Raw genomic sequence first — 25,867 nt, 5'->3', positions numbered from 1 at the left:
CCCTAGCGGCGGAAGCCGATGTCCTGGTAGCGGGGGGTGGCGAAGCCGAAGGCGCCCGCGTTGACCAGGCCCTTGCGCATGGCGATCAGCTGGGGGCGCTGATAGAGCGGAATCGATCCGGCGGCCGCCCAGATCCGGGAGTCGGCGCGGCTGACCAGGGAGCGGGAGGCGCCGCTGTCCAGCTCGGAGAGCGCCTGGTCGAAGAACTGGTCGATCTGGTCGGTGCCCACCCGGGTGTAGTTCTGCTCGACGACCAGGGAGCCGTCGGCGGCGGGCTGCGGCTTGGCGTAGATGGGGCGGCCGTCGGTGGCCGGGTAGGCGGAGGCGGGCCAGGAGTAGAGGGCCAGGTCGTAGTCGCCGGTGGCGATGTGGTCCCGGAAGTAGCTCTCACTCGGAACCTTGGTGATCTCGGTCCGGACGCCGATCTTCTCCAGCATCCGCGCGATGCGCTCGCCGACCGTGCTCAGCGGGGCGGCGGTCCGGTCGTCGGGGAGGACGAAGCGCAGCACCAGCGGCCGTCCCTTCTTCCGTACGACGGCCGCCTCGCCGAGCCGTCCGGACCGCCCGGCGTCACCGGCCGCGGGGGCGGCGCCGGAGGGGCGCTCGGAGTTCGTGGCGGAGGCGGTGCCGGAGGCGCTCTGGGACGCTGTGCCGGAGGCGGCGCCGGTGGCCGGGTCCGTGGCGGCGTCCGTGCCGGTGGTGCTGTCCGTGGCGCCACCGGTGGCCTGGTCCGTGGCGGTGGCGGTCGGGGCGCTGTGCCGCCTGCCCCGGTCGTCCGTCTTGCCGTCGACCGCCTTCTGCCTATTGGCGTCGCCCGCCCGCCAGCCCGCGTCGGCGAGCAGCGACTGCGCGGCGTTGGTGTCCGGGTCGCCGAGGGCGCCGCTGTGGTCCTTGTAGCCCGGCTGGCCCGCCATGAGCAGGTGGTTGCCGAGCGGCTCGGACGGCAGCCCCATCGGCTTGAGCACCAGCTTCGCCAGGGCCTTCCGGTCGATCGCGCGGGCCACCGCGCGGCGCACCCGCTCATCGGCGAGCGGGCCCTTGGTGCCGTTGAGGGCGAGCTGGGTGTAGGCGGAGTCCAGGGCCTTGCGCAGGGTGAACCTGCTCAGCGCCCGGGTCCGCGACCGGTTCTTGTCGGTGTCGCCGGTGGCCCCTCCCTCGGCTCCGGCCGCCTCCCGGCCGCCGGTGGACGGCTCCGGCGCGCCCGCCTTGCCCGGGGCCGAGGAGCCCTGCCCGGTGCCCGCGGCCCGCTTGTCCGGGGCGGTGGCCCGGATGCGCCGGGCGGTGGCCCGGTCCACCTCGGCCAAATCGAGCTGCCCGGCGATCAGGGCCTCGGCCCGCTTCTCGGCCGGCACCGCCTGGAAGACCAGCCGGCTCAGCCGCGCCCGGTCGCCCCACCAGCGGGGGTTGCGGACCAGGGTGACCGAGCCGTCCGAGACCTCGCGCACCATGAAGGGCCCGGCGCCGACCGCGAGCCCCTTGGTGGCCGGTGCGGTGAAGACCGCCGGGTTGCCCATCACGCTCTTCGGGTACAGCGGGGTGAACAGCGAGCGCCAGTCGGTGTACGGCTTGGCGAAGGTGACCTTGACCTCGTGTTCCTTGTCGCCGGGCTCGATCTTGGCGATCCGGTCGTATCCGGCGTTGCGCGCCGTCCCGTACGCCTCGTCGGTGCCGCGCAGCGCCCGCCACTGGGCCTGGAAGTCCTCCGCGCCGATCGGGCGGCCGTCGCTCCACACCGCCTTGGGGTTGAGCTTGTAGACCACGACCTGCTTGGGGTCGGAGGAGGTGACGTCGGCGGCCGTCAGATAGTCGCCGTTGCGCTGGGGCCTGCCCCGGGCGTCGAGGGTGTAGAGGGAGGGCAGCACGGCGCCCGCGATTCGCTGGGTGCCCGTGTCCGCGGTCTTCTGAAACGCGTTGAGGGTGGTGGGTGCCGTGTCCAGGGCCCAGCGCAGGGTGCCGGTGCCGGAGGTCGCGGTGCGCGGCGCGGAGGCGATGTCCCAGGCGGCGGGCGGCGGCGTGCCGTCGTCCTCCGAGCTGCAGCCGGCCAGTACGGGCAGCGGCAGCATCACCCCCGTGGCGAGCAGCATGGCGCGGCGGCGCTTGGTGAGGGGCATGGCTCGTACCTCCGCAGGGTGACGGATATATGCGCATTTGGCATAGTGTGACGCTGATCGCATATACTCCTCACTCAAAGCGACGGTTCATGGGACAGCACGCCGAGAAGGCCATGGAGACGGCCATGAGGGGAAAGGTTCACCCGACCGGATCAATGCGGCGGGCGCGCACTCCGGCGCGCGACGGCGGAATCGCGCCGGTGGCGCCGCCAATCGCGACAGATCCCTTCACAACCACGACCGTGGCGCGTAACACTCGCTGTCGCATGAGCGTCGCCAACCGCAACCGCGGAAGTGAGGGCAAGTCATGTCCTTGAACGACGACTTGACGGCCGTCCAGCGCTGTCTCGATGACCTGGTCCGTTCCGTCTCCCGGCTCGAGCAGCGGGTGGGCGCCGGCGGGCTGGAGATACGCCGTGTCCGCACCGACGCGGACCACCTCCGCGAGAGTCTCGCCCTCCTGCGCGAGACCGCTCCCGAGGAGCGACCACGCCCCGAGATGGTTCCGGTCCCCGACGGGCCGTACAACAGTGCGCTGTGGTCGGACGTCGACGACGAGGGCCTCGGCGCGCGCGATCGCCACGCGCCCTAGGGACGGCCCGGCGCGCCTCCCGTCGTCGGGGCGCCCCCCATCGTCCCCCCATACCACTCCACCGCGGAGTTCCCCTTGGCCACAGGCACCGACCCCCAAGCCACCACACCCGCGCCCGCAGGCGGCGGGACGGCCCCGCACGGCGTGCACGGCGCCTCACGCGCCGCCATCCCCGCACGCCATCTGCGCAGCGACCGCTGGTGGCTCTCCCCGGCGATCACCGCCGCCGGGCTGTTCGCGTTCATCGTCTATTCCACCTGGCGCGCCTTCGCCGGGGACGACTACTACGCAGAGCCGTATGTCTCCCCCTTCTACTCGCCCTGCGTCGCCCAGAACTGCGTGCCCATGAAGGGCGGCGCCAACTGGGAGGTCTTCGGCGCGTGGTGGGGGCTGTCCCCCGCGCTGCTGATCCTGATCTTCCCGCTGGGGTTCCGGCTCACCTGCTACTACTACCGCAAGGCGTATTACCGGGGCTTCTGGGCCTCGCCGCCCGCCTGCGCCGTCGCCGAGCCGCGCGCCAAGTACACCGGCGAGACCCGCTTCCCGCTGGTCCTGCAGAACATCCACCGCTATTTCTTCTACTTCGCGGTGATCGTCGCGGGGATCCTCACCTATGACACCGTGCTCGGCTTCCGGGACGAGCACGGCCGCTGGGGCCATATGGGCCTGGGCACCCTGGTGCTGCTCGCCAACATCGCGCTGATCTGGGCGTACACCCTCTCCTGCCACTCCTGCCGCCATATCGTCGGCGGCCGGATGAAGCACTTCTCCCGGCACCCGGTGCGCTATCGGCTCTGGGGCTGGGTGAGCGGGCTCAACGCCCGCCATATGCAGCTGGCCTGGGCCTCTCTCATCAGCGTCGCCGTCGCGGACTTCTACGTCTATCTGGTGGCGAGCGGTGCCTTCGACGATCCCCGCTTTTTCTAGGAGAGGTGCTCATCGATGACGCAAGTCGAGCGGCAGGCGTGGGACGTGGTCGTGATCGGCGCGGGCGGCGCCGGGCTGCGTGCCGCGATCGAGGCCCGCGAGCAGGGCATGCGCTGCGCCGTCATCTGCAAGTCGCTGTTCGGCAAGGCCCATACGGTGATGGCCGAGGGCGGCATCGCCGCCAGCATGGGCAATGTCAACGAGCGCGACAACTGGCAGGTGCACTTCCGCGACACCATGCGCGGGGGCAAGTTCCTCAACCACTGGCGGATGGCCGAGCTGCACGCCCAGGAGGCCCCGGACCGGGTCTGGGAGCTGGAGACCTGGGGCGCGCTCTTCGACCGCACCCCCGAGGGCAAGATCTCCCAGCGGAACTTCGGCGGCCATGAGTACCCCCGCCTCGCCCATGTCGGGGACCGCACCGGCCTGGAGCTGATCCGCACCCTCCAGCAGAAGATCGTCTCCCTGCAGCAGGAGGACAAGGCCGCCACCGGCGACTACGAGTCCCGGCTGAAGGTCTTCCAGGAGTGCACGGTCACCCGGATCGTCAAGGACGGCGACCGGGTCGCCGGTGTCTTCGGCTACGAGCGCGAGTCGGGGCGTTTTTTCGCGCTTCAGGCCCCGGCCGTGGTGCTGGCCACCGGCGGTATCGGCAAGTCCTTCAAGGTGACCTCCAACTCCTGGGAGTACACCGGCGACGGCCACGCGCTGGCGCTGCTCGCGGGCGCCCCGCTGATCAACATGGAGTTCGTGCAGTTCCATCCGACCGGTATGGTCTGGCCGCCCTCGGTGAAGGGGATCCTGGTCACCGAGTCGGTGCGCGGCGACGGCGGGGTGCTGCGCAACAGCGAGGGCAAGCGGTTCATGTTCGACTACATCCCGGACGTCTTCAAGGAGAAGTACGCCCAGTCCGAGGGTGAGGCCGACCGCTGGTACGAGGATCCGGACAACAACCGCCGCCCGCCCGAGCTGCTCCCCCGCGACGAGGTGGCCCGCGCCATCAACGCCGAGGTGAAGGCGGGCCGGGGCTCCCCGCACGGCGGCGTCTTCCTCGATGTGTCCACCCGGATGCCCGCCGAGGTCATCAAGCGGCGGCTGCCCTCGATGCACCACCAGTTCAAGGAGCTCGCGGACGTCGACATCACCGCCGAGCCCATGGAGGTGGGCCCGACCTGTCACTACGTGATGGGCGGGGTGGACGTCGACCCGGACACCGCGGCCGCGACCGGGGTGCCCGGTCTGTTCGCCGCCGGCGAGGTCGCGGGCGGGATGCACGGCTCCAACCGGCTCGGCGGCAACTCCCTCTCCGACCTGCTGGTCTTCGGGCGCCGCGCCGGGCTCCACGCGGCCCGCTACGCCCAGGAGACCGCGGCCTCGGGCACCCGTCCGGTGCCGGACGAGACCCAGCTCGACCTGGCGGCGGCCGAGGCGCTGCGCCCGTTCAGCGCCGAGGCCGGTGAACCGGACGAGAGCGCGGGTCCTGCCGGGCCGCCGGAGAATCCGTACACCCTCCACCAGGAGCTCCAGCAGTCGATGAACGACCTGGTGGGGATCATCCGGAAGGCCGGGGAGATGGAGGAGGCGCTGCACCGGCTGGCCAGTCTGCGGGTCCGGGCGCGCCGCGCCGGGGTCGAGGGCCACCGGCAGTTCAACCCCGGCTGGCATCTGGCGATCGATCTGCGCAACATGCTGCTGGTCAGCGAGTGCGTGGCCCGTGCCGCGCTGGAGCGGACCGAGAGCCGCGGCGGGCACACCCGCGACGACTGCCCGGAGATGGACCGCCAATGGCGGCGGCTCAATCTGGTCTGCCGGCTCTCCGACCCCTCGGGCGGGCTGGCGGCACCCGACACCGGACACGGCCAGATCCGGCTGGAGCGGCGCGAGATGCCGCCCATCCGGCCCGATCTGCTGAACCTGTTCGAGAAGGACGAGCTGGTGAAGTACCTGACGGACGAGGAGCTGACCCAGTGAGCGCGTACGAGGCCCACTTCCGGGTGTGGCGGGGCGACCAGGACGGCGGCGGTCTGAAGGACTTCCACGTCGAGGTCAACGAGGGCGAGGTCGTCCTCGACATCGTCCACCGGCTGCAGGCGACCCAGGCCCCCGATCTGGCGGTCCGCTGGAACTGCAAGGCGGGCAAATGCGGTTCGTGCAGCGCCGAGGTCAACGGCCGCCCCCGGCTGCTGTGCATGACCCGGATGTCGGTGTTCGACCGGGCCGAGACGATCACCATCACCCCGCTGCGGGCCTTCCCGGTGGTGCGGGATCTGGTGACGGACGTGTCGTTCAACTACACCAAGGCCCGCGAGGTGCCGTCCTTCGTCCCCCCGGAGGGGGTGGCGCCGGGCGAGTACCGGATGTGGCAGGAGGACGTGGGCCGGTCGCAGGAGTTCCGCAAGTGCATCGAATGCTTCCTGTGCCAGGACACCTGCCATGTGGTGCGGGACTTCGAGGAGAACAAGGAGGCGTTCGCCGGACCGCGGTTCCTGATGCGGGTCGCGGAGCTGGACATGCATCCGCTGGACGCGGCGGCCGAGACCGGGCTGGACCGCAAGCGCACCGCCCAGGAGGAGCACGGACTGGGCTACTGCAACATCACCAAGTGCTGTACGGAGGTCTGCCCCGAGCAGATCAAGATCACCGACAATGCGCTGATCCCGCTCAAGGAGCGGGCGGTGGACCGTAAGTACGATCCGCTGGTCTGGCTCGGCAACAAGATCCGGCGCCGGGGGCAGTAGCTTCCCCTCCCCGCCCCTTCCCGTTACCAGGGGCTTCGCCCCTGGACCCCCCGGGGTCTGGGGCGGATCCCCAGTTTCGGGAAGGGGCGGGGAGGGGAAAGACCGCCGGGGCCGGTGCTCGCCCTCCGCTTCGTGTGCGGGCCCGCCATCGGCGGGCCCGCAGCCGTGGGGCCCGCTGCCGTTAGGGCCACCCGCCGCCGTAGCGCCCGCCGCCGTACCGGCCGTGGCCCGTCACCAGAGGCTGAGCAGCGCCTCCACCGAGTCCGGCCCCGAGGACTGGCCGTCCGGCAGGGCCAGCTCGAACCAGACGGTCTTGCCGAGCGGGGTCCGCCGACTGCCCCAGCCCGCGCTGAGCAGGCCGACGAGCTGCAGCCCGCGGCCGCCCTCGTCGGTGTCCCGGGCGCGCCGCCGCCGGGGCTGCACCAGACCGCCGTCCCAGACCTCGCAGACCAGCGTGCGGTCCAGCAGCAGCCGCAGCCTGATCTCGCCCTCGCCGTACCGCAGGGCGTTGGTCACCAGCTCGCTGACCAGCAGCTCGGTGGTGTCCACCAGACCGTCCAGACCCCAGGACTCGAGCTGCTCCCGGGCCAGTTCGCGGGCCCGGCCCACGGACTGCGGGGCGCTGGGCAGGTGCCAGTCGCCGACCGACTCGGCCGACAGGCCCTGCACCCGGGCCATCAGCAGGGCGATGTCGTCCTCGCCGTGGTGGGTGTCGAGGGTGCTCAGGACGTGGTCGCAGACGTCCTCGAGGGATCCGGCCGCGGCGTTCCCGCCGTCGGCGCCGTCCGGGGTGTCGAGGGCCGCGCGCAGGGCCTGGAGCCCCTCGTCGAGGGTGTGGTCGCGGGACTCGACCAGACCGTCCGTGTAGAGGGCCAGCAGTGCGCCGTCGGGCAACTCGACCTCGATCTCCTCGAACGGCTCGCCGCCGACGCCGAGCGGCATGCCGGGCGGGACCTCCATCAGCAGGGCGTTCTCACCCGGTTCCACCAGGACGGGGGGTGGATGCCCGGCGTTGGCGAAGGTACAGCGGCGGGTGACCGGGTCGTAGACGGCGTAGACGCAGGTGGCGAGGTAGACCTCGGTCAGGTCGGAGGAGTCCTCGGCGGCCTGGCCGCCGCGGGCGAGGGCGCGCGATCCCGGCCGCGCGCCGGCGTGCGAGCCGCCCGGTGTGCCGAGACCGAGGGCGATCTCGTCCAGCGCGGAGAGCACCTCGGCGGGCTCCAGGTCGAGCAGGGCGAGGGTGCGTACGGCGGTGCGCAGCTCGCCCATGGCCACGGCGGCGCGCAGCCCCCGCCCCATGACGTCGCCGACCACCAGCGCGGTGCGGTGCCCGGGCAGCTCGATCACGTCGAACCAGTCGCCGCCCACCTCGGTCGCGGCGTTTCCCGGCAGATAGCGGCAGGCGATGTCGAGCCCGGCGGCCTCCGGGTCGCCGGGCGGAAGCAGGCTGCGCTGGAGTATCAGCGCGCGTTCATGTTCTCTGCGGTACAACCGGGCGTTGTCGATGCTGACGGCGGCGCGGGCGGCCAGCTCGACGGCGAGCGCGCGGTCCCGTTCGCCGAAGGGCTCGCTGCCCTTGGTACGGGAGAACTGGGCGAGGCCGACGACGGTGTCACGGGCGACCATCGGCACCACGAGGGTGGACTGCAGCATGGCGCCGAGCTCCAGGCTCTCGCTGCCGTCCCGGCCGGGGACGACCCGGACCTGGGCGGTGCGCAGGGCGTGGGCGCACAGCGAGTTGAAGGGGTAGCGGTGGACCTCGCCGACCTGGATGGGCTTGGGGTCCTCGGCGGTGTTGACACGGCAGATGTCGCCGAAGGCGACCGGGCCGTCGGAGACCGCGCTGGCGAACGCGACGCGGCGCAACTCGGCGCTGCCGTCGGCGAGTCCGGGCGGGGTCTCATCGCCGGAGAGCAGCCCCTGGTAGAGGTCGACGGAGGCCAGGTCGCAGAACTGCGGCACGGCCACGTCCAGCAGCTCCCGGGCGGTGGTCTCCAGATCGAGCGAGGTGCCTATTCGGGCCCCGGCCTCGTTCAGCAGCGCCAGATTGCGCCGTACGCCCGCGGCCTCCTGTTCGGCGCGGCGGCGGCCGGTGACGTCCGTGGCCAGGCCGGCGATGCCGATGGGGCGCCCGGAGCCGCTGTGCAGCCGGTAGAGCGAGACCGACCAGCGGCGGCGGTCGGTGCTGCCCGGAGTCTGGCCCATGAGCGGCATATCGGTCAGTGCCTGCCCGGAGTCCAGGACCTGGCGCAGGGCGGCGGCCAGCCGGTCGGCCTCGCCGCGCGGCAGCAGATCGTGCGGGGACACCCCGCGGTATTCCTCGGTGGGGCGGCCGAAAACCTTCGCAAAACGCTCATTGACCCGGAGCATCCGCAGGTCGGTCCCGAAGAGAAAGAAACCGAGCGGAGATTGACCGAAAACGGCCTGCGAGGAAGCAAGATCCGTTTCCAGCCCGCGCAACGCACTGACGTCCACCGCGATACAGAGCGCGGACCGCTTCCCGTCCTCATCCTGAGCGGGCATCACATAGACCTCGGCGATGCCGTGTCCGCTCGGCGACTGGGGGCTACGGTAGGGGACCAGCCCGGTCCACTCCCGGCCGTCCAGGATGTCGGCGACCGCGCGATGACCGGTCTCCTGGTACTCGGTCGGTACGAACGCCTCCACCGGGTCCTTGCCGATGGCCTGGCGCGCCGTCAGCCCCAGCAACTCCGCGGCCCGTTCGCTCCACTGCGCGATCCGGCCGTCGGGCCCCAGTGCGAAGGAAGCCACCTGGATGTAGTCATAGATCGAGCCAGGCGGGCTGCTCTGCCATACTGCCGACATAGAGGACATGGGCGACATGTCCGGCAGCGAAGACCCTTGTGACGCCGGCGACACCTGCGAACCAACCGTCTCCTCGGGCATATCAGCCCCCGCTGGCTTCTCGCTCATGCGCCCGTCCCCTCCGGCTCAGGTGCTCCGACCGGCTCCAGATAGCCGAGTATCCAGCACTTCGGCCATCCCGAGTACGGTCTTCACGATCACAGCACTATCTCAGCCCGCCATCGGTTTCCGTCCCGGCTTTTGGTGAAGCGCTCATGATCAGCACTCCCCCTCACTCCTAACCAGGTGGAGGCGGCTCGAACCCCATGGATTCTCCCTGTACGAGACCTCGAACGGGCCCCGCGCGGGACGGTCTCAGGGGGTGCGCGGAGGGACACCCTCGGTGCCCTGCCCGGTACTCCGCTCGGCGCCTTGCCCGGCGCCCCGCTTGGCGCCCTGCTCGGCCCCTTGCTCAGCACCCCGCCCGGCGCCCTCCGCCGCGCGCAGTCGGCGGACCGCCTCGGCCACCGCGGGACGGTCCTCGTCCAGCCAGTCGACCTCGTCCACGCAGTCCGGGGAGAGCCAGCGCAGCTCGTCGTGGTCCTCCAGCGCGCGCGGCTCACCGGAGCGCAGGGCCGCGGTCCACACCCGCAGCACATAGCCGGGCTTCAAGGGCCACTCCCCCGGCAGCGGTTCGAGCGGCTCGACCTCGACCCCGAGCTCCTCGCGCAGCTCGCGGACGAGCGTCTGCGGCGGTGTCTCCCCGGGCTCGGCCTTGCCGCCGGGCAGCTCCCAGCGGCCCGCGAGCTCGGGCGGGGCGCTGCGCCGCGCGGCCAGCAGCCGCCCCCCGTCGAACACCGCTCCACCCACCACCACACGCACGCTCATGCGCCGCACCTTAGCCTGCCTGGCCTGCGCCGATACACACCAGGGCCCCGGGGCGGACGCCCCGGGGCCTGGGAAGATATAGGTATTTCCGCGGGCGGGCCCGCTTCTTGTCGGCCCAGCCGATTCCCGCGGCCCAGCCGATTCCCGCGGCCTGGCCGCTTCCTGCGCCCCAGCCGCTTCCTGCGGTCTAGCCGGACTGACGGGACGCGGCGGTCCGCTCGACCACGTACAACTGCTCCTGGCCCTGGCCCTCCAGGCGGTCGGCCACCTCCTGGGCCTCCGTCCTCGTGGCGTAGCGCCCGACGCGGTAGCGGTTGCCATTGGTGTCCTGGCGGATCACGAGCCAGGGCAGCACAGCGTTCCCGTCACTCATCTCCCCGCCCTCTCCGCTGTGGCACGCCCGGGCGTACGCCCCCGCGACACCATGAAGGAAATCCCGATCCGCATATGCCCGAGCCTACGCCCTACCTTCACGCAGCGGATACGAGTTCTTACAACGAGGCACTCATCCGGCCATGTCGCAGACGTATCTCTCAGACGCGCGCGTCGGCCTTCGCCCGCTCGTCGTCCGCGCTGTCCGCATCGGCCGGGGCGGTGCCCAGCTCGCGCTCGGCCTCCAGCAGCGTCGGATTGCGCCATGCGCTGCGTACGCCCCAGACGTAGAAGGCCAGCCCGATCAGGGCGACGACCAGGATGTCCCAGCCGCCCGGAAGATAGCCGCGGCCGCCGAACTCCTTGCCGCCTGCCCACGACACCGCCGCCATGACCAGCAGATACGTGACCATCCAGGCACCGGCGGCCAGATGCGGCCGAAGCTGCGCCCACGGCTTGCGCAGCTCGTACCAGGCCCAGATCGGCAGCCCGATCGCCATGATGAAGATGACCTTGCCGGTGAGCGGCCAGCGGGCCCAGTACAGCACCAGCGAGCCGAAGACCATCGCGATCGGCGCGATCACCGGCATCGCGCGCAGTTGCACCGGGCGCGGCAGGTCCGGGGAGAGGCGGCGCAGCGACATCACGGCGACCGGGCCGGTGATGTACGAGATCACGGTCGCGACCGAGACGATCTCGGCCAGCGAGCCCCAGCCGCGGAAGACCGCGAGGAAGATGAAGGCGATCACCAGGTTGAGCAGCAGCGCGGGGCGCGGAATGCCGGTCTTGGGGTCGACCTTGCCGAAGATCCCCGGCAGATGGCCGTTCTCCTGGACGCCCTGGATCATGCGGGAGGTGGTGGCCGCGTAGATCATGCCGGTGCCGGACGGGGAGACGAAGGCGTCGGCGTACAGCAGCATTGCCAGCCAGTTCAGGCCCCAGGCCAGGGACAGATCGGCGAGCGGGGAGTTGAAGGAGAGCCCGGACCAGCCGCCGTGCGCCAGATCGGCGGCGGGGACGGCGGTCAGGAAGGCGATCTGCAGCGCGACGTAGATCACCAGCGAGATGAGGATCGAGCTGATGACGGCCTTGGGCAGCGACTTCCCGGGGTTACGGGCCTCACCGGCCATGTTGAGCGGCGACTGGAAGCCGTTGTAGGCCCAGACGATGCCGGAGACGGCGACCGCGGTGAACACGGAGCTCCAGCCATTGGGGGTGAAGCCGCCGTGGTCGGTGACATTGCCGGTGTCGAAGTGCGACAGCAGCAGGGCCCCGGCCGTCAGGGTCGGCACGACCACCTTGAAGACGGTGATCGCGGTGTTGGTCTTCGCGAAGAGGGTGATCGCGAACCAGTTGAGGAAGAAGTAGAAGAGCAGCAGCACGGACGCGAGCGCGACACCGCTGCCGGTCAGCTCCTTCCCGTCGTACAGCGCCTTGGCCCAGCCGAAGTCCCAGGAGCTCATGTACTGCACGGAGGCGGTGGCCTCACCGGGGATCACGGAGACGATGGCGATCCAGTTGGCCCAGGCGGTCAGATATCCGGCCAGTGAGCCGTGGGAGTACTGCCCGTACCGGACCATGCCGCCGGCCTTGGGGAACATCGAACCCAGCTCGGAGTAGGTCAGGGCGATGGTCAGGGCGACGGCGGCGCCGATCACCCAGGCCAGGATGGCGGCGGGCCCGGCCAGCGCGGCGGCGCGCTCGGCGCCGAAAAGCCAGCCGGAACCGATGATCGACCCAAGCCCCACGGCGGTGAGGGCCACCGGTCCGAGTGACCTTCGATAATGCGAGTGGGAACCCTGCTCCGTGCTCAACGTTCCTGGCACTCCCTTCGCCCCCGACGACCGGACACAAACCGGTCCATCGTAAGAGCGAAACGGATGATCGCCTTCCAGTAACCCCTTTCACCTGCGCTGATGTGAGTTTTACAACAGCGGACGGTGGAACCGGTGCCATGGGCGAGGCTCCGCCCTCAGGTGCCGGTGGTCGCGCCCGTCCGCACTCCGGGAAGCGGCATCAGCACCGGCTCGCCCGTGGGCGCCTTACGGCAGACATCCCCGCACTCGGCGTCCAGTGAGCAGCACAGCGAGCAGACGGCCCCCGCTCGCACCGGGCAGTCGGCGATGTCCGGCAGCTCGTACGCCGTCTCGCACGAGGCGCAGAGGTGGGTGGCGGTGATGTCCGGAACCTCGGCACCGGGCCCGTTCACCGGGTTCTGCCGGGCCAGGTAGTAGCGGCCCCCGGTGAGCCAGGCCAGCAGCGGGCAGAGCACCAGCGCCAGACCGCAGGCGATGAAGGTCGAGAACGCCTCGGCCACCTCCCCGAAGGCCCCGAAGAAGGCGACGATCGAGACCGTCGAGGCGATCACCATCGCACCGAATCCGGCGGGGTTCACCGGATGCAGATACGCCCGCTTGAACTCGATGTACTTCGGGCTCAGCCCGAGCGGCTTGTTGATGACCAGATCGGCGGCGACGGCGGCGATCCAGGCGATGCCGACGTTGGAGTAGAAGCCCAGCAGCTTGTTGAGCGCCGCGAACATGTCCATCTCCATCAGCGCCAGCGCGATGGCGAGGTTGAGGAAGATGTACCAGACCCGGCCGGGGTGGCGGTGGGTGACCCGGGAGAAGAAGTTGGACCAGGAGAGCGAGCCGCTGTAGGCGTTGGTCACATTGATCTTGATCTGGGAGACCACCACGAAGAGCGCGGCGGCGGGCAGCGCGACCGAGCCCAGCCAGGGCTTCAGCGCCTCGATCTGCGGGGCGATGGGCTCCAGCGCATGGGTCTTGCCGACCGCGTCGAGCGCCACGAACGCGAGGAAGGCACCGCCGACCTGCTTGGCCGCGCCGATGACCACCCAGCCGGGGCCGGCGGCCAGGACCGCCAGATTCCAGCGCCGCCGGTTCTCCTCCGTCTTCGCGGGCATGAACCGCAGATAGTCGGCCTGCTCACCGATCTGCGCGATCAGCGAGAGCGCGACACCCGTGCCCAGGCCGTATCCGATCCAGTCGAAACCGGAGCCCGCGCCCTCGGTCCCGCCGAAGGAGGCGAACGCGCCCCAGGAGTCCGGCGCTTCGAAGGCCAGCACCACGAACGGCAGGGCGAGCCCGATCAGCCAGATCGGCTGGGTCCACGCCTGCACCTTGGCGAGCGCGCCCATGCCCCTGAAGACGATCGGGATCACGATGAGGGTGGTCAGCAGATAGCCGACCGGCAGCGGGATATGGAGGGCCTGGTGCATGGCCTGCGCCATGATCGAGCCCTCCAGTGCGAAGAAGATGAAGGTGAAGCTGGCGTAGATCAGCGAGGTCAGCGTCGAGCCGAAGTAGCCGAATCCGGCACCGCGGGTGATCAGGTCCATGTCCAGGCCGTAGGTCGCACAGGCGCGGGCGATGGGGATGCCGGTCAGGAAGATGATCGTCGCCGCGGTGAGGATCGAGGCGATCCCGCTGGTGAAGCCGTAGGTGAAGACGATGGACGCGCCGATGGCGAAGTCCGCGAGATAGGCGATCCCGCCGAGCGCCGTGGAGGCGACCATGGTCGGCGACCAGCGGCGGTAGGAGTGGGGTGCGTACCGCAGCGAGTAGTCCTCGCGGCTCTCGTCCGCCGCGAGCCGGGCGTAGCCGCGCCGCGGGGCGGCTGCCGCGGACGCTCCCGCCTCGGGTGTGGCCGTATCGACCGTGCCGACCGCATCGACCGTATCCGTCATACCGGCTTCCTCTGTCGCTCGGGCCGTTCCGTTACGCCAAAGGAAGCTAGAAGCCGCAGGTGACGGGCGGCTGCGGTGCGGCATTGCCGGACCGTTACGGCGGCGGGGAGGGCGGTTAACTCGCGGTAAGACGCGCCGGGACGGGCCGCCCGACTATCGGTGAGCGCCGATGGGAACGGCGAACGGGACAGGGCCGTGAGCACCAACGCGGGCGATGGACACCGCCGGAGACGCCGAGCACCCACGGGCCGGCCGAGCACCCACGGGCCGGACGAAGAATCACTTCACCGGCAGCCGATAGGCGACCCGATAACGCTCGGCGAGCACCACCACATCGGCGGTCTCGACCGGACGGCCGCCCGCGAAGTACGTACGCGAGGTGACCAGCACCCAGTGCCCCGGCACCCCGCCGAGCGCCAGCACCTCCTCGGCCCGTCCGGGGCGCGCGCCGACCTCCTCCGCCATGTTGTCCACCACCAGGTCGAGGGCGGCCATCCGGTCGACGACCCCGCGCCCGGCCAGGGGCCCCTCCTCGGGCAGCATCACGGGCGTACGACCGGTGACGGCAAGCGGCTCCCAGGAGGTGGACAGCATGACCGCCTCCCCCTGCGACTGGAACACATAGCGGGTGCGCATCACCCGCTCCCCCACGTCGATCCCCAGCCGCCCGGCGATCTCCGCCCCGGCCTCATCCTGCTCACTGTGGGCGTCCCAGCTCCCGATGACCCGCTCATCGGCCTGCTCCTGCCGGAACGGCGTGGCCTCCCCAGCGTTATGAAACCCGCCTCGGACGACCCGCCGCGGCACGGGCTGGGCCCGCACATACGTCCCCGACCCCGACCGCCCCTCGACCAGCCCCTCGGCCATCAGCACCTTGCGAGCCTCGAGGGCGACGGTGTCCGAAACCCCGTACTCCTCCCGGATCCTGGCCTGCGAGGGGAGACGCGCATGCGGTGGCAGCTCACCCCCGGCGATCTTCTTCCGCAGATCGTCGGCGACGCGGAGGTATGCGGGCTGGTCACCAAAGGCCACGTGCACTCCCTGGGTTGACAGTCAGCCACAGCTTGGCAACCCAGCGTTGTCGATCGCAACTCAAGGCCATAGCTTCACTAGAAGTGGTGAACTGCAGCTCAGAGACGTTTAACTCGCTCAAAGCCCGCTGAGCTGCCCAACCCCGCCCCCGCCCCCGCCGTTTGCGACCGCGACGCGCTGTCGCCCCGTCAGCTCACGCTCTTCTCGATCGCCTCGAAGATGTCCGCGTCCGTCTCCTGCTGCCAGCCCGGGAGATCGCCCCAGTCGGCCACGTACCCCGGCTTCGGGTCCTCGAAGTGCTGATACATCTGCGCGATCCAGCACGTCGCGACGAAGCGCCCCTTCTGCTCACGCGTCAGGCGCGAGCCATGCCCACCACTCAGGTCGAGGAACTGACGCACCTGTGCACAGACCGCCCCGGCGGCCTCGCGCTCCCACTGCGGCGTGTCCTCCCAGGGCGTCACATAGCCGGGCTTGGGCTCACCGGGGAAGTGCCGGCGCACGCCCGCGATCCACGCCTCACGGAACAGCCGCGCACCTTCGGTCTGCGACATACCCACCCCCTCCATCACGTCACACTCAGTGCCTTGATCTCGGCGTCCAGCTCTGCGATGCGCCTATCACGAGCGAGTGGACCGAACTCCGAACGCAAGGCTTGGAGTCTACGAGCGACATAGCCGGAGGAGGATTCACGCGCCAGGTGGAGCGCCTCGCGGGCGTACGTGACCACCTGCTCCGGGTCCTCGCGCGCCTCGGTGGGTAGCCCACGCCCGTGCGGCGTCGGCCATGTCCGCCAGCCAGGTCGCGTCGGGGTACCGGTCCGCATGTGACTGGTTCATGCGGAGTGCGGCTGCGGCGAAAGCGTCGATGGCGTGTCCGAGAGGTCACGCTGATCGTGGAGGCGGCGCGGGGCCGCTCCTGATGTCCGCCGGGCGGGCCCTGGACCTCCGCCGGGCGGGCCCCGGCGGCCGTTACTCTCCTGAGCAGCAGCCGCCGAAGCGTAGGGACCGTGATGGACGACGAACCGCTCGCCTCGGAGCCCCACCGCGTGGCGCCCAGGCCCATTCGCCGCATCACGCGGGTGCTGCCCGGCGTGCTGCTGCTGGCGCTGTGCGTCGCGGGCTGCACCGGTGGCTCCGGGGCACAGGGCGCGGCCGGGACGTCCCGTGCCGGAGCGGGCGCCGCGGGGGTCGGCGACGCGCTCTTCCCCCGGCTCGGCAACGGCGGCTACGACGTGCGGAGCTACCGGCTCGCCCTCGACTACACACCCGGCACCCGCCACCTCAAAGGCACCGCCCGCATCACCGCCCGCGCGGACCGGGCCCTGCGCTCCTTCCACCTCGACCTCGCCGGGCTGCGCGTCCGGAAGGCCACGGTGAACGGCCGCCCCGCCAAGGCCGCCCGCAGTGGCACCGAGCTGGTCCTCACCCCGGCCTCGGCCCTCCCTCGGGACCGCCCCTTCACGGCCACCGTCGTCTACGACGGCAAGCCGAAAACCCTCACCGGCGAGGACACCGGGAAGGAGGGATGGATCCGCACCGACGACGGCGCCGTGGCCCTCGGCGAGCCGACCGGCTCGATGGCCTGGTTCCCCGGCAACCACCACCCCTCCGACAAGGCCGCCTACGACATCGCCGTCACCGTTCCCGAGGGCTACACCGCCGTCTCCAACGGTGAGTTGAAGGGCCGGCAGACCCGCGACCGCCACACCACCTTCCGGTGGCACATGGGCGAGCCCATGGCGAGCTATCTGGCCACCGTCGCCATCGGCCGTTTCGACGTCCGCACCACGACCACCGGCAAGGGCCTGCCCGTCTACGTCGCCGTCGACCCCACCGAGGCCGAACGCGCCAAGGACATCACCGCCCAGGTCGACGACGTCATCACCTGGGAGACCCGCACCTTCGGCCCGTATCCCTTCTCCTCCACCGGCGCCGTCGTCGACCACCTCCCCGGCCTCGGCTACGCCCTGGAGACCCAGACCAAGCCGTACTTCGACGCGGCCCCGGACACAACGCTCGTCGTGCACGAGCTCGCCCACCAGTGGTTCGGCGACTCGGTCACGCCCCGGGCCTGGAAGGACATGTGGCTCAACGAGGGCTTCGCGACCTACGCCGAGTGGCTGTGGGAGGCGGACCACGACGGCCGCAGCGCCCAGCAGACCTTCGACGACTTCTACGACGGCACCGACGACGAGAGCGAGGGCATCTGGGACTTCCCGCCCGCCGACCCCCCGAGCGTCGCCAGCGTCTCCGACCCGCCCGTCTACGGCCGCGGCGCGATGGTGCTGCACCAGCTCCGCCGGACCGTCGGCGACAAGACCTTCTTCTCCATCCTCCGCACATGGCTCAAGGACCACCGGCACGGCAACGCGGATACGAAGCAGTTCATCGAGCTGTGCGAACGCAAGTCCGGCAAGGACCTGACCCGCCTCTTCGACGTCTGGCTGTACGGCGAGGGCAAGCCGAAGAAGCCCTGACGGCAGGGGAAGGTGACGGCCACGTCTATGAGCTCGACGAGCCGACCGGCGCCTACGCCCCCGCCGGAATCTTCCGCCACAACCTCCAGCGGACGGTCCCCTTCAAGATCAACATCAATCTGGATGACCTCACCCCCGCCAAGAGCAGGTGAGACGACGACGTGCCGGAGTCCGGGAATCCCGCCCCGTCCCACACCCCACACCCCGCCTTGCTACCTCAGGCAGGATCAGCACCATGGCCGGTAGCAAGAAGTACTCGATCAGCCTGCCCGAGGAGCTCGCCGAGTCCGTGCGCGCCCAGGTCGGCCCCGGCGGGTTCTCCGCCTACGTCGCCGAGGCTCTCGAACAGCGCGTCGCCATGGACAAGCTCCGCGAGATCGTCGATGACTTCCAGACCGACAACGACGAGCTCTCCCGCGATGAGGTCGAGGCCGCCCGGTCCCTTCTGCGCCACGACCATCGCGCATCCGGCGGAGCCGCCGCCTGATGCCCGGCACCCTCCTGCTCGACTGCGAGGGGCTCTCCAAGCTCTACCGCAAGGACCGGCAGGTCATGGTGCTGGTCCAAGCCGCCTCCGAAGAGGGCATCCGCGTGGGCACCACTGCCATGACCGCCCTGGAGGCCGCCTACGACCGCATCCATCCCGCCCGTATCCGGTGGGTCCTCTCCCGTATCGATGTCCACGACGTCACGAGGGAGATCACCGACCGAGCCGCCGAACTTCTGCGTACCCACAGCCTCCACGGCCACAAGTACGCCATCGACGCCGCGTCCGCAGCCGTCGCCCGTGCTGCGCACGGGCCGGTCACCGTGCTCACGTCCGACCCTGAGGATCTGACACTGCTCTGCGGCTCCACCGTGGAGATCGTCAAGGTCTGAGCCCATCGTGGGCCCGAGTTGGGCGTTCTCTGCCGTGCGGGGGATCCCCCTGCGCCCGACTCACGACGTCAAGGTCGCCCCTGACACGTCAGCCCCGACCATGTCGGCCATTCTGGGCGGAACCCTCAGCGCCGCGGCCACGAACGTGGCGAGCAGCGGGCGACGGTCCTGTTCGTTCCAGGCGAGTACGAGGCGGCTGGGCGGGGCGTCGGATACCGGTACACCGACCAGGCCGGGCGGGAGCGGTTCGACGAGCGAGCGGGGAAGTACCCCGATCATCCGGCTCACTTTGATCATCTGGAGCAGCTGGACCACGTCGGCGACCTCCGGGCCGGTGCCGTCGCCCCCGGGCACGCCCTTCCAGCGCGGCAGTGTCTCGCCCTCCAGGTCGGCCATCCGTACCGAGGCGAGCCCGGCCAGGCGGTGTGCGGTGGGGACGATGGCCACCCGCTCCTCGGCGTGGAGCGTCTCGTGGTCCAGTCCGTCGAGATCGTCGAACGGTACGTAGAGCAGGCCGACGTCGGCCCGGCCGTCGAGCAGGAAGTCGGTGCGGTCGGCGGGGCCGCTGAAGAGGATGTCGACCCGGCGGGCATCGGGCTGGTGGGAGTACTCGGCCAGGATCCCGGACAGCAGCCCGGCGTCGCCGCCGGGTTTGAGTACGAGCCGCAGGTGAGCCTCGGTGTCGACGGCACGCCGGGCGCTGCGGACGGCGGCGGCGACCGCGTTGAGCGCGTGCCGTCCGTGCTCCTGCAACGCTTCCCCGGCCGGTGTGAGCTCGACGTGCCGGCTGGAGCGGAGGAACAGCGGGACGCCGAGCCGGGTCTCGATCCGCCGGATCGCCTTCGACAGCGCCGGCTGGGCGATCGAGAGCCGGGTGGCGGCCCGGCCGAAGTGCAGCTCGTCGGCGACTGCGACGAAGTACTCGAGCTCGCGGGTCTCCAGTTCAACCATGCCTGTAGGTTATCGCCGAATTCCATACCGATCTTGGACACTTGCGGCAAGCGGTCGCAAGAATTGCCGCATGATCCAGCACACGATGATCGTCTCCTTCGATCAGCCGCTGCCCGATACGGAACTCGACCAATACCTCGGGGATATCGAACGGGCCATGCTCGACACCGGCTTCGTGGAGTCGGTGGTAGCCCGCCGCCACCTTCCCGTCCCCGGGGAGGAGGCCATTCCCGCGCTGATCGCGACCGCGATCGTGCAGTTCGCCGTGGCCGACATCGACGCTCTGGCGAAGGGGTTCGCCGCGCCCGCCCTGCACGAGGTCATCCACCGCTGGCAGTCGCGGCACCCGTACAAGGTCGCCTGGGCCAATCACGAGCCGCTCGCATGAGCGCCGCATCCCGGAAGGTGGGACTGGTCACCGGCGCGGGCAGTGGGATCGGCCGCGCGGCGGCGCTGGAGTTCGCCCGGTGCGGCGCCGCGGTCGCCGTGCTCGACATCGACGAGAGCACGGCCGCCGAGACCACCGAGATGATCAGGGCGGACGGTGGGGAGGCACTGGCCGTCCCCGTCGACATCGGCGACGAAGACTCCGTACGGGCGGCCGTCGAGCGTACGGTCGCGGAGTACGGGGGCCTCGACTTCGCCGTGAACAACGCCGGTTTGGCCTCCCATCACCGGCAGCTCGAGCAGATGACACTGGACGAGTTCGAGCGCGTGGTTCATGTCAATCTGGCCGGAACCTTCCTGTGCATGAAGTACGAACTGCCCGCACTGCGCCGCCGCGAGGGCGGCGCGATCGTCAACATCGCCTCCAACGGCGGCTTGTACGCGATCCCGACCGCCCCCGCCTATGTGGCCGCCAAGCACGGCATCGTCGGGCTCACCAAGGTCGCCGCGGTCGACTACGCGCCGGACAGCATCCGGGTCAACGCCGTCTGCCCCGGCCCGACCCGTACTCCCGGGTTCGAGCGGGTGGCGGCCGGTACCGACCTGATCGCCATGCAGGAGGCGATCACGCCGCTCGGCCGGATGGCCAACCCGGAGGAGGCCGCGGCCGCCGCCGTCTGGCTCTGCTCGGACGCGGCGTCCTACATCACCGGCATCGCCCTGTCGGTCGACGGCGGACGGCGGGCCTGAGGAATCCACCGCGCGCGGGCACCGGACCCTCCTCAGGCCACATGGCACCCGGCCCCGCCCCCGCGCTCTCCGTCGCCCGCGCTCCTGAAGAGCCGGGTGCGGAGGGGGCCGGGCCGTCGGGGCTCGAGTCGGCGGATCGCGCTCGGGCCCCCGCACGGGATCAGGCCGCATCGGGCACGGCCCCCCTGCCCGGCCCCTATGAACGAGCCCCCTCCCCCGGCCCGGCCCACCCCGCCGGGCCGCACCGACGTACCTCCGCCCTCCGCGCATGGTTCCGCTGGTCCGCCGCCCTGCCCCCGCAGGATCCGGTCGCCGCCGCAGCCGAACTCGAACGCTGCGTGGAGCAACTCGGTGGGCGCCCCGGTCAACGACCACACCCACGGCCGCGATCTTGTCCTGGGCCTTGCCGGTCAGTCTGCCTGCCCGTCCGGCCGCGGACTCGGTGCGGACCGGTGCGCGCTCCAGTCGGCGCGGCCGCCCGCGCCCAGGACTCCGGTGCCGGCGGTGAACTCGGCCCCGCTCGGGCGTCGCAACTCCCGCCGGGAGATGCGGGCGACGAGGGCGGGGAAGACCGGGCGCAGCGGCTGGCACCAGCGCAGCCAGGGCGGCGCGTGGACGCGGGGGGCGCGGCGGACGATGCCGGCGGTGAGCAGGTCGGCCACCCGCGCCGGAGTCTGGACGCGGCGGGCGAACCGGGGCTGATGCGCGCGCAGGGCCCGCAGTACCGGGTTGTCGTCGATGCCGCCGATCATGTCGGTGCCGGTCCAGTGCAGGTAGGCGATGCCGACGGCGATGCCGTCGGGTTCGAGCTCGCAGCGCAGGGCTTGGGCGAAGGACTCCGCACCCGCCTTGGAGGCGCAGTACGCGCTCATCATGGGCGCGGAGCCGAACGAGGCGGTGGAGGCGACCTGGAGGAAGTAGCCGCGGGTGCGGGTGAGGTGGGGCAGAAAGGCCCTGGCGGTGTTGGCCGCGCCGGTCAGGTTGACGTCGACGACCCGCTGCCACAGGTCGGCCGCGGTGGTGCGGAAGGGTCCGCTGACGGCGATGCCCGCGTTGGCCACGACCACGTCGGCGGGGCCGAGCCGCGCCTCGACCTCGCGTGCGGCGGCGTCCAGGGCGGCCTGGTCGGTGACGTCCGCCTCGACGCACAGGGTGGGCGCGGGCAGCCCGGCCGCCGCCTCCCGCAGCCTCTCCTCCTCCCGGCCGAGCAGCGCCACCCGTGCACCGGCCTCGGACAGCGCGGCGGCGACGGCCGCGCCGACACCGCGGGCGGCTCCGGTGACGACGGCCACGCGTCCGCGCAGCGGTGAGACGCCGGTGTGCGGGCTCGGGGGCGGGCGATGCCGTGGCGGCCGCGTCCTCGTCCGCTTGTCCTCATGGTCCTCTTCTCCTGCCGACGGGTCTCTCCATCCCCCGGCGGTTCTTCCGGCGTACTCGTCTCCGAAGGAGTCGTCCCGCCCGGCCGTTCAGTCCGACCGCCCGCGGACGGCGGGCGTCCGCCCCCACGTGGCCAGGGCCCTGAGGAGCGCGCCCCGCCCGCGCTGCGGCACCGTCCACAGCGTCTGCCCCCGCACCCCCCACCGCTCCAGCAGGGCGTTGGCCGCGAGGAAGCCGCTCGTCGCCGCCCGTTCCATGAGCGCCACGGGCAAGTCGGTGCGGACCACGTCGCCGGCCACGACCAGTCGAGGGTGCGGGGTGCGGACGGTGGGGCGGTCGCCGTAGCCGCCCACCGGGAACAGGGGGCAGTCGTCGTGCCACTCGTGGCGGGCGTCGAGGACCGTGGCCGTGCTGGTCTCCGGGTAGACGCGGTGGAGTTGGTCGAGGAGACGCTTGTGTTCGACGTCCCGGGGGGCGTCGGGCGGTACGGCGTAGGCGTGCAGTTCGACGACGGAGCCACCGGTGCGGGCGTTCCAGCGGGCCGCCTCGTCCTCGTAGCGTTCCAGCACGCTGATGTTGTCGAGGGTGCCGAAGCCGCTGGTGCCGAGGAAGCCGGGCCGGTCGGGTGCGACGGGCCGGTCCAGCCACAGGCGGCTGACCAGGAAGGGCGGGGCGGTGCGCAGCCGTCCGATCCGCTCGCGCCACGGCGCGTCGCTCAACTGTGGGCAGCGTGCGACCAGCGAGCGCAGCCCGGCGGTGTCCAGTGCGAGGACGACCCCGTCGTGGCGGCGCTCGTCCCGGTCGGAGGCGACCACGAAACCGCCGTCCGGGACGGGCGCGATGTGCTCGACGGCCGTGCCGGTGCGCACCTCGGCGTGGTGGCGGGCCAGATAGCCGGCGAGCGGGTCCCACAGCGCGGCCGGGAAGGGGGCGCGGACCACGTCGAACAGCAGCCCTTCGGCGGAGCCGAGGAAGTAGATGTGGAACGTCAGCGCCATCTCGGCCGCCGACAGCTCCCGCGGGTCGGCGAAAAAGCTGCGGGAGAACACCTCGAAGGCCAGGTGACGGGCGCTTTCGGGAAAGCGCACGGCGTCCAGGAAGTCGTGGGCGCTGGTGCCGTCCAGGCGTTCGTACACCTCCGGCACGCGCACGTCCAGCAGGGGCAGGGCGGCCACCGGGTCGATGGCGCGCAGGTCCGCGAGCCGGAAGGAGGGACTGAGCGCCACGAAGCCGAGCGCGCCGAACGGCGGGGTGCGCGGGACGTGCCGGAAACTGTCGTGCAGGCCGTCGGCGCCCCGCAGCGGGTAGTCCGGGAGGCCGGTGAGCCGCTCCAGGCCGGGGTCGGTCCGGCGCAGCAGTCCACGCAGGTTGTAGTACTGACGGAAGAACGCATGGAAGCCGCGGCTCATGGTCACCGTGGTGCCGTCGCACAGTGCGGTCGGCCAGCCGCCGACCCGCCCGCCGAGGTAGGGCCGCTTCTCGTACAGGGTGACGGCCACCCCGCGCTCGGCGAGCGCGGTGGCGGCGGCCAGGCCGGCGATGCCCCCGCCGACCACCGCCACCGACGGCGGGGTCCCCCGCACCCGGGGGACGCCGGGCCGGGCCGGCAGCGTCCGGGCCCGCCGGTCGCGTCCCCGGCGCGCGGCGCCCCGGCGTGGGGTCCTCATGCGTCCTCCCTCCGGTCGTGTGCCCGGCGGGCGACGAAGGTGTGGGCGATGCCCGTCTGCCAACCCGGCAGCGGCAGGGCGCGGATCCGGTCGAAGCCGGCCGCGCCGAGGCGCCGCGCGAACCGCCCGGCAGTGTCGAACTCCAGCACACTGCGCCACAGGTGCCGGTACAACGGCGCGTCCCCCAGCAGGGTCGCGACGGGCTGTACGACACCCCGGCACACCAGCGTCCACACCGCGCGGTCGGCGCGCCGCCCGCGGAGGGTGTACTCGTGCACGCCGAGCCGGCCGCCCGGCCGCAGCAGCCCGCGCACGCCGGTGAGGACGGCGTCGGGGTCGGTGACGTTGCGGAAGAGGTACGCCGCGAAGACCGCGTCGAAGGGGCCGCGTACCCCGGCCTCGGCCAGCCGCTCGGCGGGGGCGTGCACGAAGGTCACCCCGTCTGCCCACGGCTTGGCCGCGGCCCGCCGGAGCATGCCGGCCGAGGCGTCCGCGGCCGTGATGTCGGCGGCGGGCAGGACGTACCGCAGCGCGGCGGTGGAGGCGCCGGTGCCGCAGCCGAGGTCGAGCAGGCGCAGCCCCTGCCCATGTCCGGGCAGCCCGAGCCGGCGCACCGAGCGGCGCAGGTGGGCGTGGTAGCCGGGATTGGCGGCCACGAGCGTGTCGTAGCTGCGGGAGGCGTGGTCGAAGGCGGCGGCGAGGCGCTCGTCGCGCAGCAGCGTCATGCGGTCTCCGTGGGGGGCGGGGCGGGCGGGTCCGGCGTGGGAGGCGGCGGAGTGGCGGGGCGCGCCGGCGGATGCGGCGACGCGAGCAGGTCGAAGCGGCGGCGGGGCAGGCGGGGCAGCTCCAGGGCGGAGCGCAGCATCGGCCCGACGGGCGTACGCAGGCCGATGGACACGTCCTCGTGCAGGCGGGTGCCACCGTCGAGGAAACGCAGCAGCCGTGCCATGGGCACGCGGGCGAACAGGCGGCTGAACAGTTCCGGGCCGTCGGCCCGGCCGCTGTCCAGGGCGCGCAGCAGGACGGCGTCCATGGCGCGGGAGCGCACCGAGTGGGCGGCGGGCGGCACCGGGCGGCGCCCGCGGCGCAGGGCGTCGGCGACGGCCCGGGTCTGGCGCTGCAGTCCGGCGAAGGTGTAGCCGGTGGCGGGGCGGGTCGCTCCGCCGGCGGCGCCGATGTGGAAGACCGAGGCGCCGGCCTGCCGGGGGATCGGCGCGTCCGTCATCGGGATGACGCCGGTCTCGGTGGCCAGGACCTGCCGTTCGCCGAGCCTCAGCACTTCGTCGGCGTAGTGCCGTACGGCGGCCTCGTAACGGTCCGGCGTGAGGGTGCGCCGGGAGAACTCGGTGTACTCCACGAGCGCCTCGCACGGCCCGAGCGGCAGGACGTAGCCGAAGGACAGGCCGTGGGCGGGCTGCGGGGTACGGAAGTCCATCAGCTCCACGGCGGCCGGGTCGAAGGCGGGCCGGGCGGTGCGCACGACCCAGCCGTGGAAGTGCTGCAGCAGAGTGGTGCGAGCGGCCGGCAGGCTGCTCGGGGGGCGGGAGTCCAGCACCCAGCGGGCGCTGAGCACCCGCGCCCGGCCGTCGGTGTCCCTCAGGTGGACTTGAGCGCCACCGGGCACGTCCTCCACCGTTCCGACGGTCGCTTCCAGGCGCCGGACGTTGGGGCTGCCGGCCAGGTCCCGGGAGACCAGGCGCTCGAAGTCCTCGGAGAGGATCATTCGGTACCGCAGCGGGGCGATGTCCCCCTCGATCGGGGCGCCGGTGCGCGGACGCACCCTCAGCCGCCGCCACTCGGCCCGCACCGCCGCGTCGAACCGCCCGGGTCCCGCCGCCCAGTAGCACCAGGTCCGCGGCGGCGGGCGCAGCGGACCGGGCGGCGCGTCCACCAGCACCACGGACGGTGTCCGCAGGCCGGGAACGCGTCCGGCGAGCCGGTGGGCCAGCGACAGCCCGGCGGCGCCCGCCCCCACAACGGCCACGTCCGTCTCCGGCACGATGCCTCCCTTCCTCGGTCCGCTCCCGTGCCGCCGGGCGGATGGGCCACACGGCACCCGTTTTCGAATGCCTTGGCCTGGTTTTTCCACATTGTGTACCCCGGCGGATGCAGGGCGCCCCCTGACGGCGAGCGCCCGAGCGCCGGACACGGCACCGTGAAAGGGCGGTGGTCGCCATGCGCGTGAGGCGTTCGCATATCCGTC

The 25,867-nt window shown here is 71.7% G+C and carries 21 protein-coding genes and 2 pseudogenes; 10 read left to right on the top strand and 13 right to left on the bottom strand.

All coding sequences use genetic code 11. The features are described 5' to 3' along the window. Positions 1-2: 2 nt before the first annotated feature. The gene (locus BLV72_RS22380) at positions 3-2,111 is read right to left on the bottom strand and encodes an ABC transporter family substrate-binding protein (protein WP_093464412.1); all 2,109 of its coding nucleotides are present in this window, start codon (positions 2,109-2,111) and stop codon (positions 3-5) included. A gap of 307 nt (positions 2,112-2,418) precedes the next feature. Here BLV72_RS22380 and BLV72_RS22375 point away from each other — a divergent pair, with 307 nt between their 5' ends. The 4 genes from BLV72_RS22375 to BLV72_RS22360 all read left to right on the top strand — a co-directional run bounded on the left by BLV72_RS22375 (position 2,419) and on the right by BLV72_RS22360 (position 6,368). Beyond that, positions 2,419-2,703 carry a hypothetical protein gene (locus BLV72_RS22375; RefSeq protein WP_093464410.1) on the top strand — a complete coding sequence of 95 codons (285 nt, stop codon included), beginning with the start codon at positions 2,419-2,421 and terminating at the stop codon, positions 2,701-2,703. Positions 2,704-2,778: 75 nt separating this feature from the next. Next, complete coding sequence (locus BLV72_RS22370; protein ID WP_093464409.1) at positions 2,779-3,630, top strand: hypothetical protein; 852 nt, start codon at positions 2,779-2,781, stop codon at positions 3,628-3,630. Positions 3,631-3,645: 15 nt separating this feature from the next. Further along, positions 3,646-5,601 carry a fumarate reductase/succinate dehydrogenase flavoprotein subunit gene (locus tag BLV72_RS22365; RefSeq protein ID WP_093464407.1) on the top strand — a complete coding sequence of 652 codons (1,956 nt, stop codon included), beginning with the start codon at positions 3,646-3,648 and terminating at the stop codon, positions 5,599-5,601. Continuing rightward, positions 5,598-6,368, top strand: coding sequence for a succinate dehydrogenase/fumarate reductase iron-sulfur subunit (locus tag BLV72_RS22360; protein ID WP_093464406.1), 771 nt, complete (start codon positions 5,598-5,600; stop codon positions 6,366-6,368). The genes BLV72_RS22365 and BLV72_RS22360 overlap by 4 nt, the downstream gene beginning before the upstream one ends. 231 nt (positions 6,369-6,599) lie before the next feature. On the opposite strand, the gene BLV72_RS22355 is transcribed toward BLV72_RS22360, so the two are convergent. The 7 genes and pseudogenes from BLV72_RS22355 to BLV72_RS22325 form a co-directional block, all read right to left on the bottom strand. Continuing rightward, positions 6,600-9,302: a SpoIIE family protein phosphatase gene (locus BLV72_RS22355; protein ID WP_093464404.1), complete on the bottom strand. Its 2,703-nt coding sequence runs from the start codon at positions 9,300-9,302 to the stop codon at positions 6,600-6,602. Between the two features lie 357 nt (positions 9,303-9,659). Beyond that, positions 9,660-10,061: pseudogene (locus tag BLV72_RS22350) on the bottom strand ((deoxy)nucleoside triphosphate pyrophosphohydrolase); the annotation flags it as partial. A 187-nt stretch (positions 10,062-10,248) separates the two neighbouring features. Then, positions 10,249-10,434: an SPOR domain-containing protein gene (locus tag BLV72_RS22345; protein ID WP_014054660.1), complete on the bottom strand. Its 186-nt coding sequence runs from the start codon at positions 10,432-10,434 to the stop codon at positions 10,249-10,251. 160 nt (positions 10,435-10,594) lie between these two features. Continuing rightward, complete coding sequence (locus BLV72_RS22340) at positions 10,595-12,247, bottom strand: APC family permease (protein WP_093464401.1); 1,653 nt, start codon at positions 12,245-12,247, stop codon at positions 10,595-10,597. Positions 12,248-12,405: 158 nt separating this feature from the next. Continuing rightward, positions 12,406-14,142 carry a purine-cytosine permease family protein gene (locus tag BLV72_RS22335; protein ID WP_093464400.1) on the bottom strand — a complete coding sequence of 579 codons (1,737 nt, stop codon included), beginning with the start codon at positions 14,140-14,142 and terminating at the stop codon, positions 12,406-12,408. A 279-nt stretch (positions 14,143-14,421) separates the two neighbouring features. Beyond that, positions 14,422-15,174: a GntR family transcriptional regulator gene (locus BLV72_RS22330; protein WP_093464398.1), complete on the bottom strand. Its 753-nt coding sequence runs from the start codon at positions 15,172-15,174 to the stop codon at positions 14,422-14,424. A gap of 188 nt (positions 15,175-15,362) precedes the next feature. Further along, positions 15,363-15,728 carry a hypothetical protein gene (locus tag BLV72_RS22325; RefSeq protein WP_093470485.1) on the bottom strand — a complete coding sequence of 122 codons (366 nt, stop codon included), beginning with the start codon at positions 15,726-15,728 and terminating at the stop codon, positions 15,363-15,365. Between the two features lie 458 nt (positions 15,729-16,186). Here BLV72_RS22325 and BLV72_RS22315 point away from each other — a divergent pair, with 458 nt between their 5' ends. From BLV72_RS22315 to BLV72_RS22300, 4 genes and pseudogenes are all read left to right on the top strand, one after another. After that, a complete protein-coding gene (locus BLV72_RS22315) occupies positions 16,187-17,653 on the top strand; it encodes a M1 family metallopeptidase (protein ID WP_093464397.1) in 1,467 nt (488 codons plus the stop codon). A gap of 20 nt (positions 17,654-17,673) precedes the next feature. Continuing rightward, positions 17,674-17,805: pseudogene (locus BLV72_RS50015) on the top strand (Uma2 family endonuclease); the annotation flags it as partial. Positions 17,806-17,888: 83 nt separating this feature from the next. Continuing rightward, positions 17,889-18,140, top strand: a complete 252-nt coding sequence (locus tag BLV72_RS22305; RefSeq protein WP_093464395.1) for a hypothetical protein — start codon at positions 17,889-17,891, stop codon at positions 18,138-18,140. Then, entirely contained in the window at positions 18,140-18,532 is a 393-nt protein-coding gene (locus BLV72_RS22300) for a DNA-binding protein (protein ID WP_093464394.1), read from the top strand. Before BLV72_RS22305 ends, BLV72_RS22300 begins: the two co-directional genes overlap by 1 nt. A gap of 60 nt (positions 18,533-18,592) precedes the next feature. Here the strand turns inward: BLV72_RS22300 and BLV72_RS22295 are convergent, their stop codons facing one another. Beyond that, on the bottom strand, positions 18,593-19,483 hold the full coding sequence (locus tag BLV72_RS22295; protein WP_093464392.1) for a LysR family transcriptional regulator: 891 nt from the start codon (positions 19,481-19,483) through the stop codon (positions 18,593-18,595). Between the two features lie 70 nt (positions 19,484-19,553). Here BLV72_RS22295 and BLV72_RS22290 point away from each other — a divergent pair, with 70 nt between their 5' ends. Next, positions 19,554-19,871: a hypothetical protein gene (locus BLV72_RS22290; protein ID WP_093464391.1), complete on the top strand. Its 318-nt coding sequence runs from the start codon at positions 19,554-19,556 to the stop codon at positions 19,869-19,871. After that, positions 19,868-20,620: an SDR family NAD(P)-dependent oxidoreductase gene (locus BLV72_RS22285; protein ID WP_093464389.1), complete on the top strand. Its 753-nt coding sequence runs from the start codon at positions 19,868-19,870 to the stop codon at positions 20,618-20,620. Before BLV72_RS22290 ends, BLV72_RS22285 begins: the two co-directional genes overlap by 4 nt. A 410-nt stretch (positions 20,621-21,030) precedes the next feature. Here BLV72_RS22285 and BLV72_RS22280 read toward each other — a convergent pair whose 3' ends face one another. The 4 genes from BLV72_RS22280 to BLV72_RS22265 form a co-directional block, all read right to left on the bottom strand. Further along, on the bottom strand, positions 21,031-21,912 hold the full coding sequence (locus tag BLV72_RS22280; protein WP_244320912.1) for an SDR family oxidoreductase: 882 nt from the start codon (positions 21,910-21,912) through the stop codon (positions 21,031-21,033). Positions 21,913-22,086: 174 nt separating this feature from the next. Then, entirely contained in the window at positions 22,087-23,664 is a 1,578-nt protein-coding gene (locus BLV72_RS22275; RefSeq protein ID WP_208905699.1) for an FAD-dependent oxidoreductase, read from the bottom strand. Beyond that, the gene (locus tag BLV72_RS22270; protein ID WP_093464387.1) at positions 23,661-24,389 is read right to left on the bottom strand and encodes a class I SAM-dependent methyltransferase; all 729 of its coding nucleotides are present in this window, start codon (positions 24,387-24,389) and stop codon (positions 23,661-23,663) included. Before BLV72_RS22270 ends, BLV72_RS22275 begins: the two co-directional genes overlap by 4 nt. Further along, a complete protein-coding gene (locus BLV72_RS22265) occupies positions 24,386-25,663 on the bottom strand; it encodes a lycopene cyclase family protein (protein ID WP_093464386.1) in 1,278 nt (425 codons plus the stop codon). Before BLV72_RS22265 ends, BLV72_RS22270 begins: the two co-directional genes overlap by 4 nt. Positions 25,664-25,867 lie beyond the last annotated feature (204 nt).

Origin of the sequence: Streptomyces melanosporofaciens, assembly GCF_900105695.1 — a bacterium.
Taxonomy (GTDB): Bacteria; Actinomycetota; Actinomycetes; order Streptomycetales; family Streptomycetaceae; genus Streptomyces; species Streptomyces antimycoticus.
This window is presented reverse-complemented; position numbering and strand designations above follow the sequence as displayed.

What these genes read in the sequence shown, in the direction of transcription:
- BLV72_RS22275 (WP_208905699.1), bottom strand. Translation starts at nt 23,664, where the DNA reads ATGAGGACCCCACGCCGGGGCGCCGCGCGCCGGGGACGCGACCGGCGG.
- BLV72_RS22355 (WP_093464404.1), bottom strand. Translation starts at nt 9,302, where the DNA reads ATGAGCGAGAAGCCAGCGGGGGCTGATATGCCCGAGGAGACGGTTGGT.
- BLV72_RS22335 (WP_093464400.1), bottom strand. Translation starts at nt 14,142, where the DNA reads ATGACGGATACGGTCGATGCGGTCGGCACGGTCGATACGGCCACACCC.
- BLV72_RS22325 (WP_093470485.1), bottom strand. Translation starts at nt 15,728, where the DNA reads ATGTCGCAGACCGAAGGTGCGCGGCTGTTCCGTGAGGCGTGGATCGCG.
- BLV72_RS22270 (WP_093464387.1), bottom strand. Translation starts at nt 24,389, where the DNA reads ATGACGCTGCTGCGCGACGAGCGCCTCGCCGCCGCCTTCGACCACGCC.
- BLV72_RS22375 (WP_093464410.1), top strand. Translation starts at nt 2,419, where the DNA reads ATGTCCTTGAACGACGACTTGACGGCCGTCCAGCGCTGTCTCGATGAC.
- BLV72_RS22290 (WP_093464391.1), top strand. Translation starts at nt 19,554, where the DNA reads ATGATCCAGCACACGATGATCGTCTCCTTCGATCAGCCGCTGCCCGAT.
- BLV72_RS22365 (WP_093464407.1), top strand. Translation starts at nt 3,646, where the DNA reads ATGACGCAAGTCGAGCGGCAGGCGTGGGACGTGGTCGTGATCGGCGCG.
- BLV72_RS22285 (WP_093464389.1), top strand. Translation starts at nt 19,868, where the DNA reads ATGAGCGCCGCATCCCGGAAGGTGGGACTGGTCACCGGCGCGGGCAGT.
- BLV72_RS22380 (WP_093464412.1), bottom strand. Translation starts at nt 2,111, where the DNA reads ATGCCCCTCACCAAGCGCCGCCGCGCCATGCTGCTCGCCACGGGGGTG.
- BLV72_RS22305 (WP_093464395.1), top strand. Translation starts at nt 17,889, where the DNA reads ATGGCCGGTAGCAAGAAGTACTCGATCAGCCTGCCCGAGGAGCTCGCC.
- BLV72_RS22315 (WP_093464397.1), top strand. Translation starts at nt 16,187, where the DNA reads ATGGACGACGAACCGCTCGCCTCGGAGCCCCACCGCGTGGCGCCCAGG.
- BLV72_RS22295 (WP_093464392.1), bottom strand. Translation starts at nt 19,483, where the DNA reads ATGGTTGAACTGGAGACCCGCGAGCTCGAGTACTTCGTCGCAGTCGCC.
- BLV72_RS22300 (WP_093464394.1), top strand. Translation starts at nt 18,140, where the DNA reads ATGCCCGGCACCCTCCTGCTCGACTGCGAGGGGCTCTCCAAGCTCTAC.
- BLV72_RS22345 (WP_014054660.1), bottom strand. Translation starts at nt 10,434, where the DNA reads ATGAGTGACGGGAACGCTGTGCTGCCCTGGCTCGTGATCCGCCAGGAC.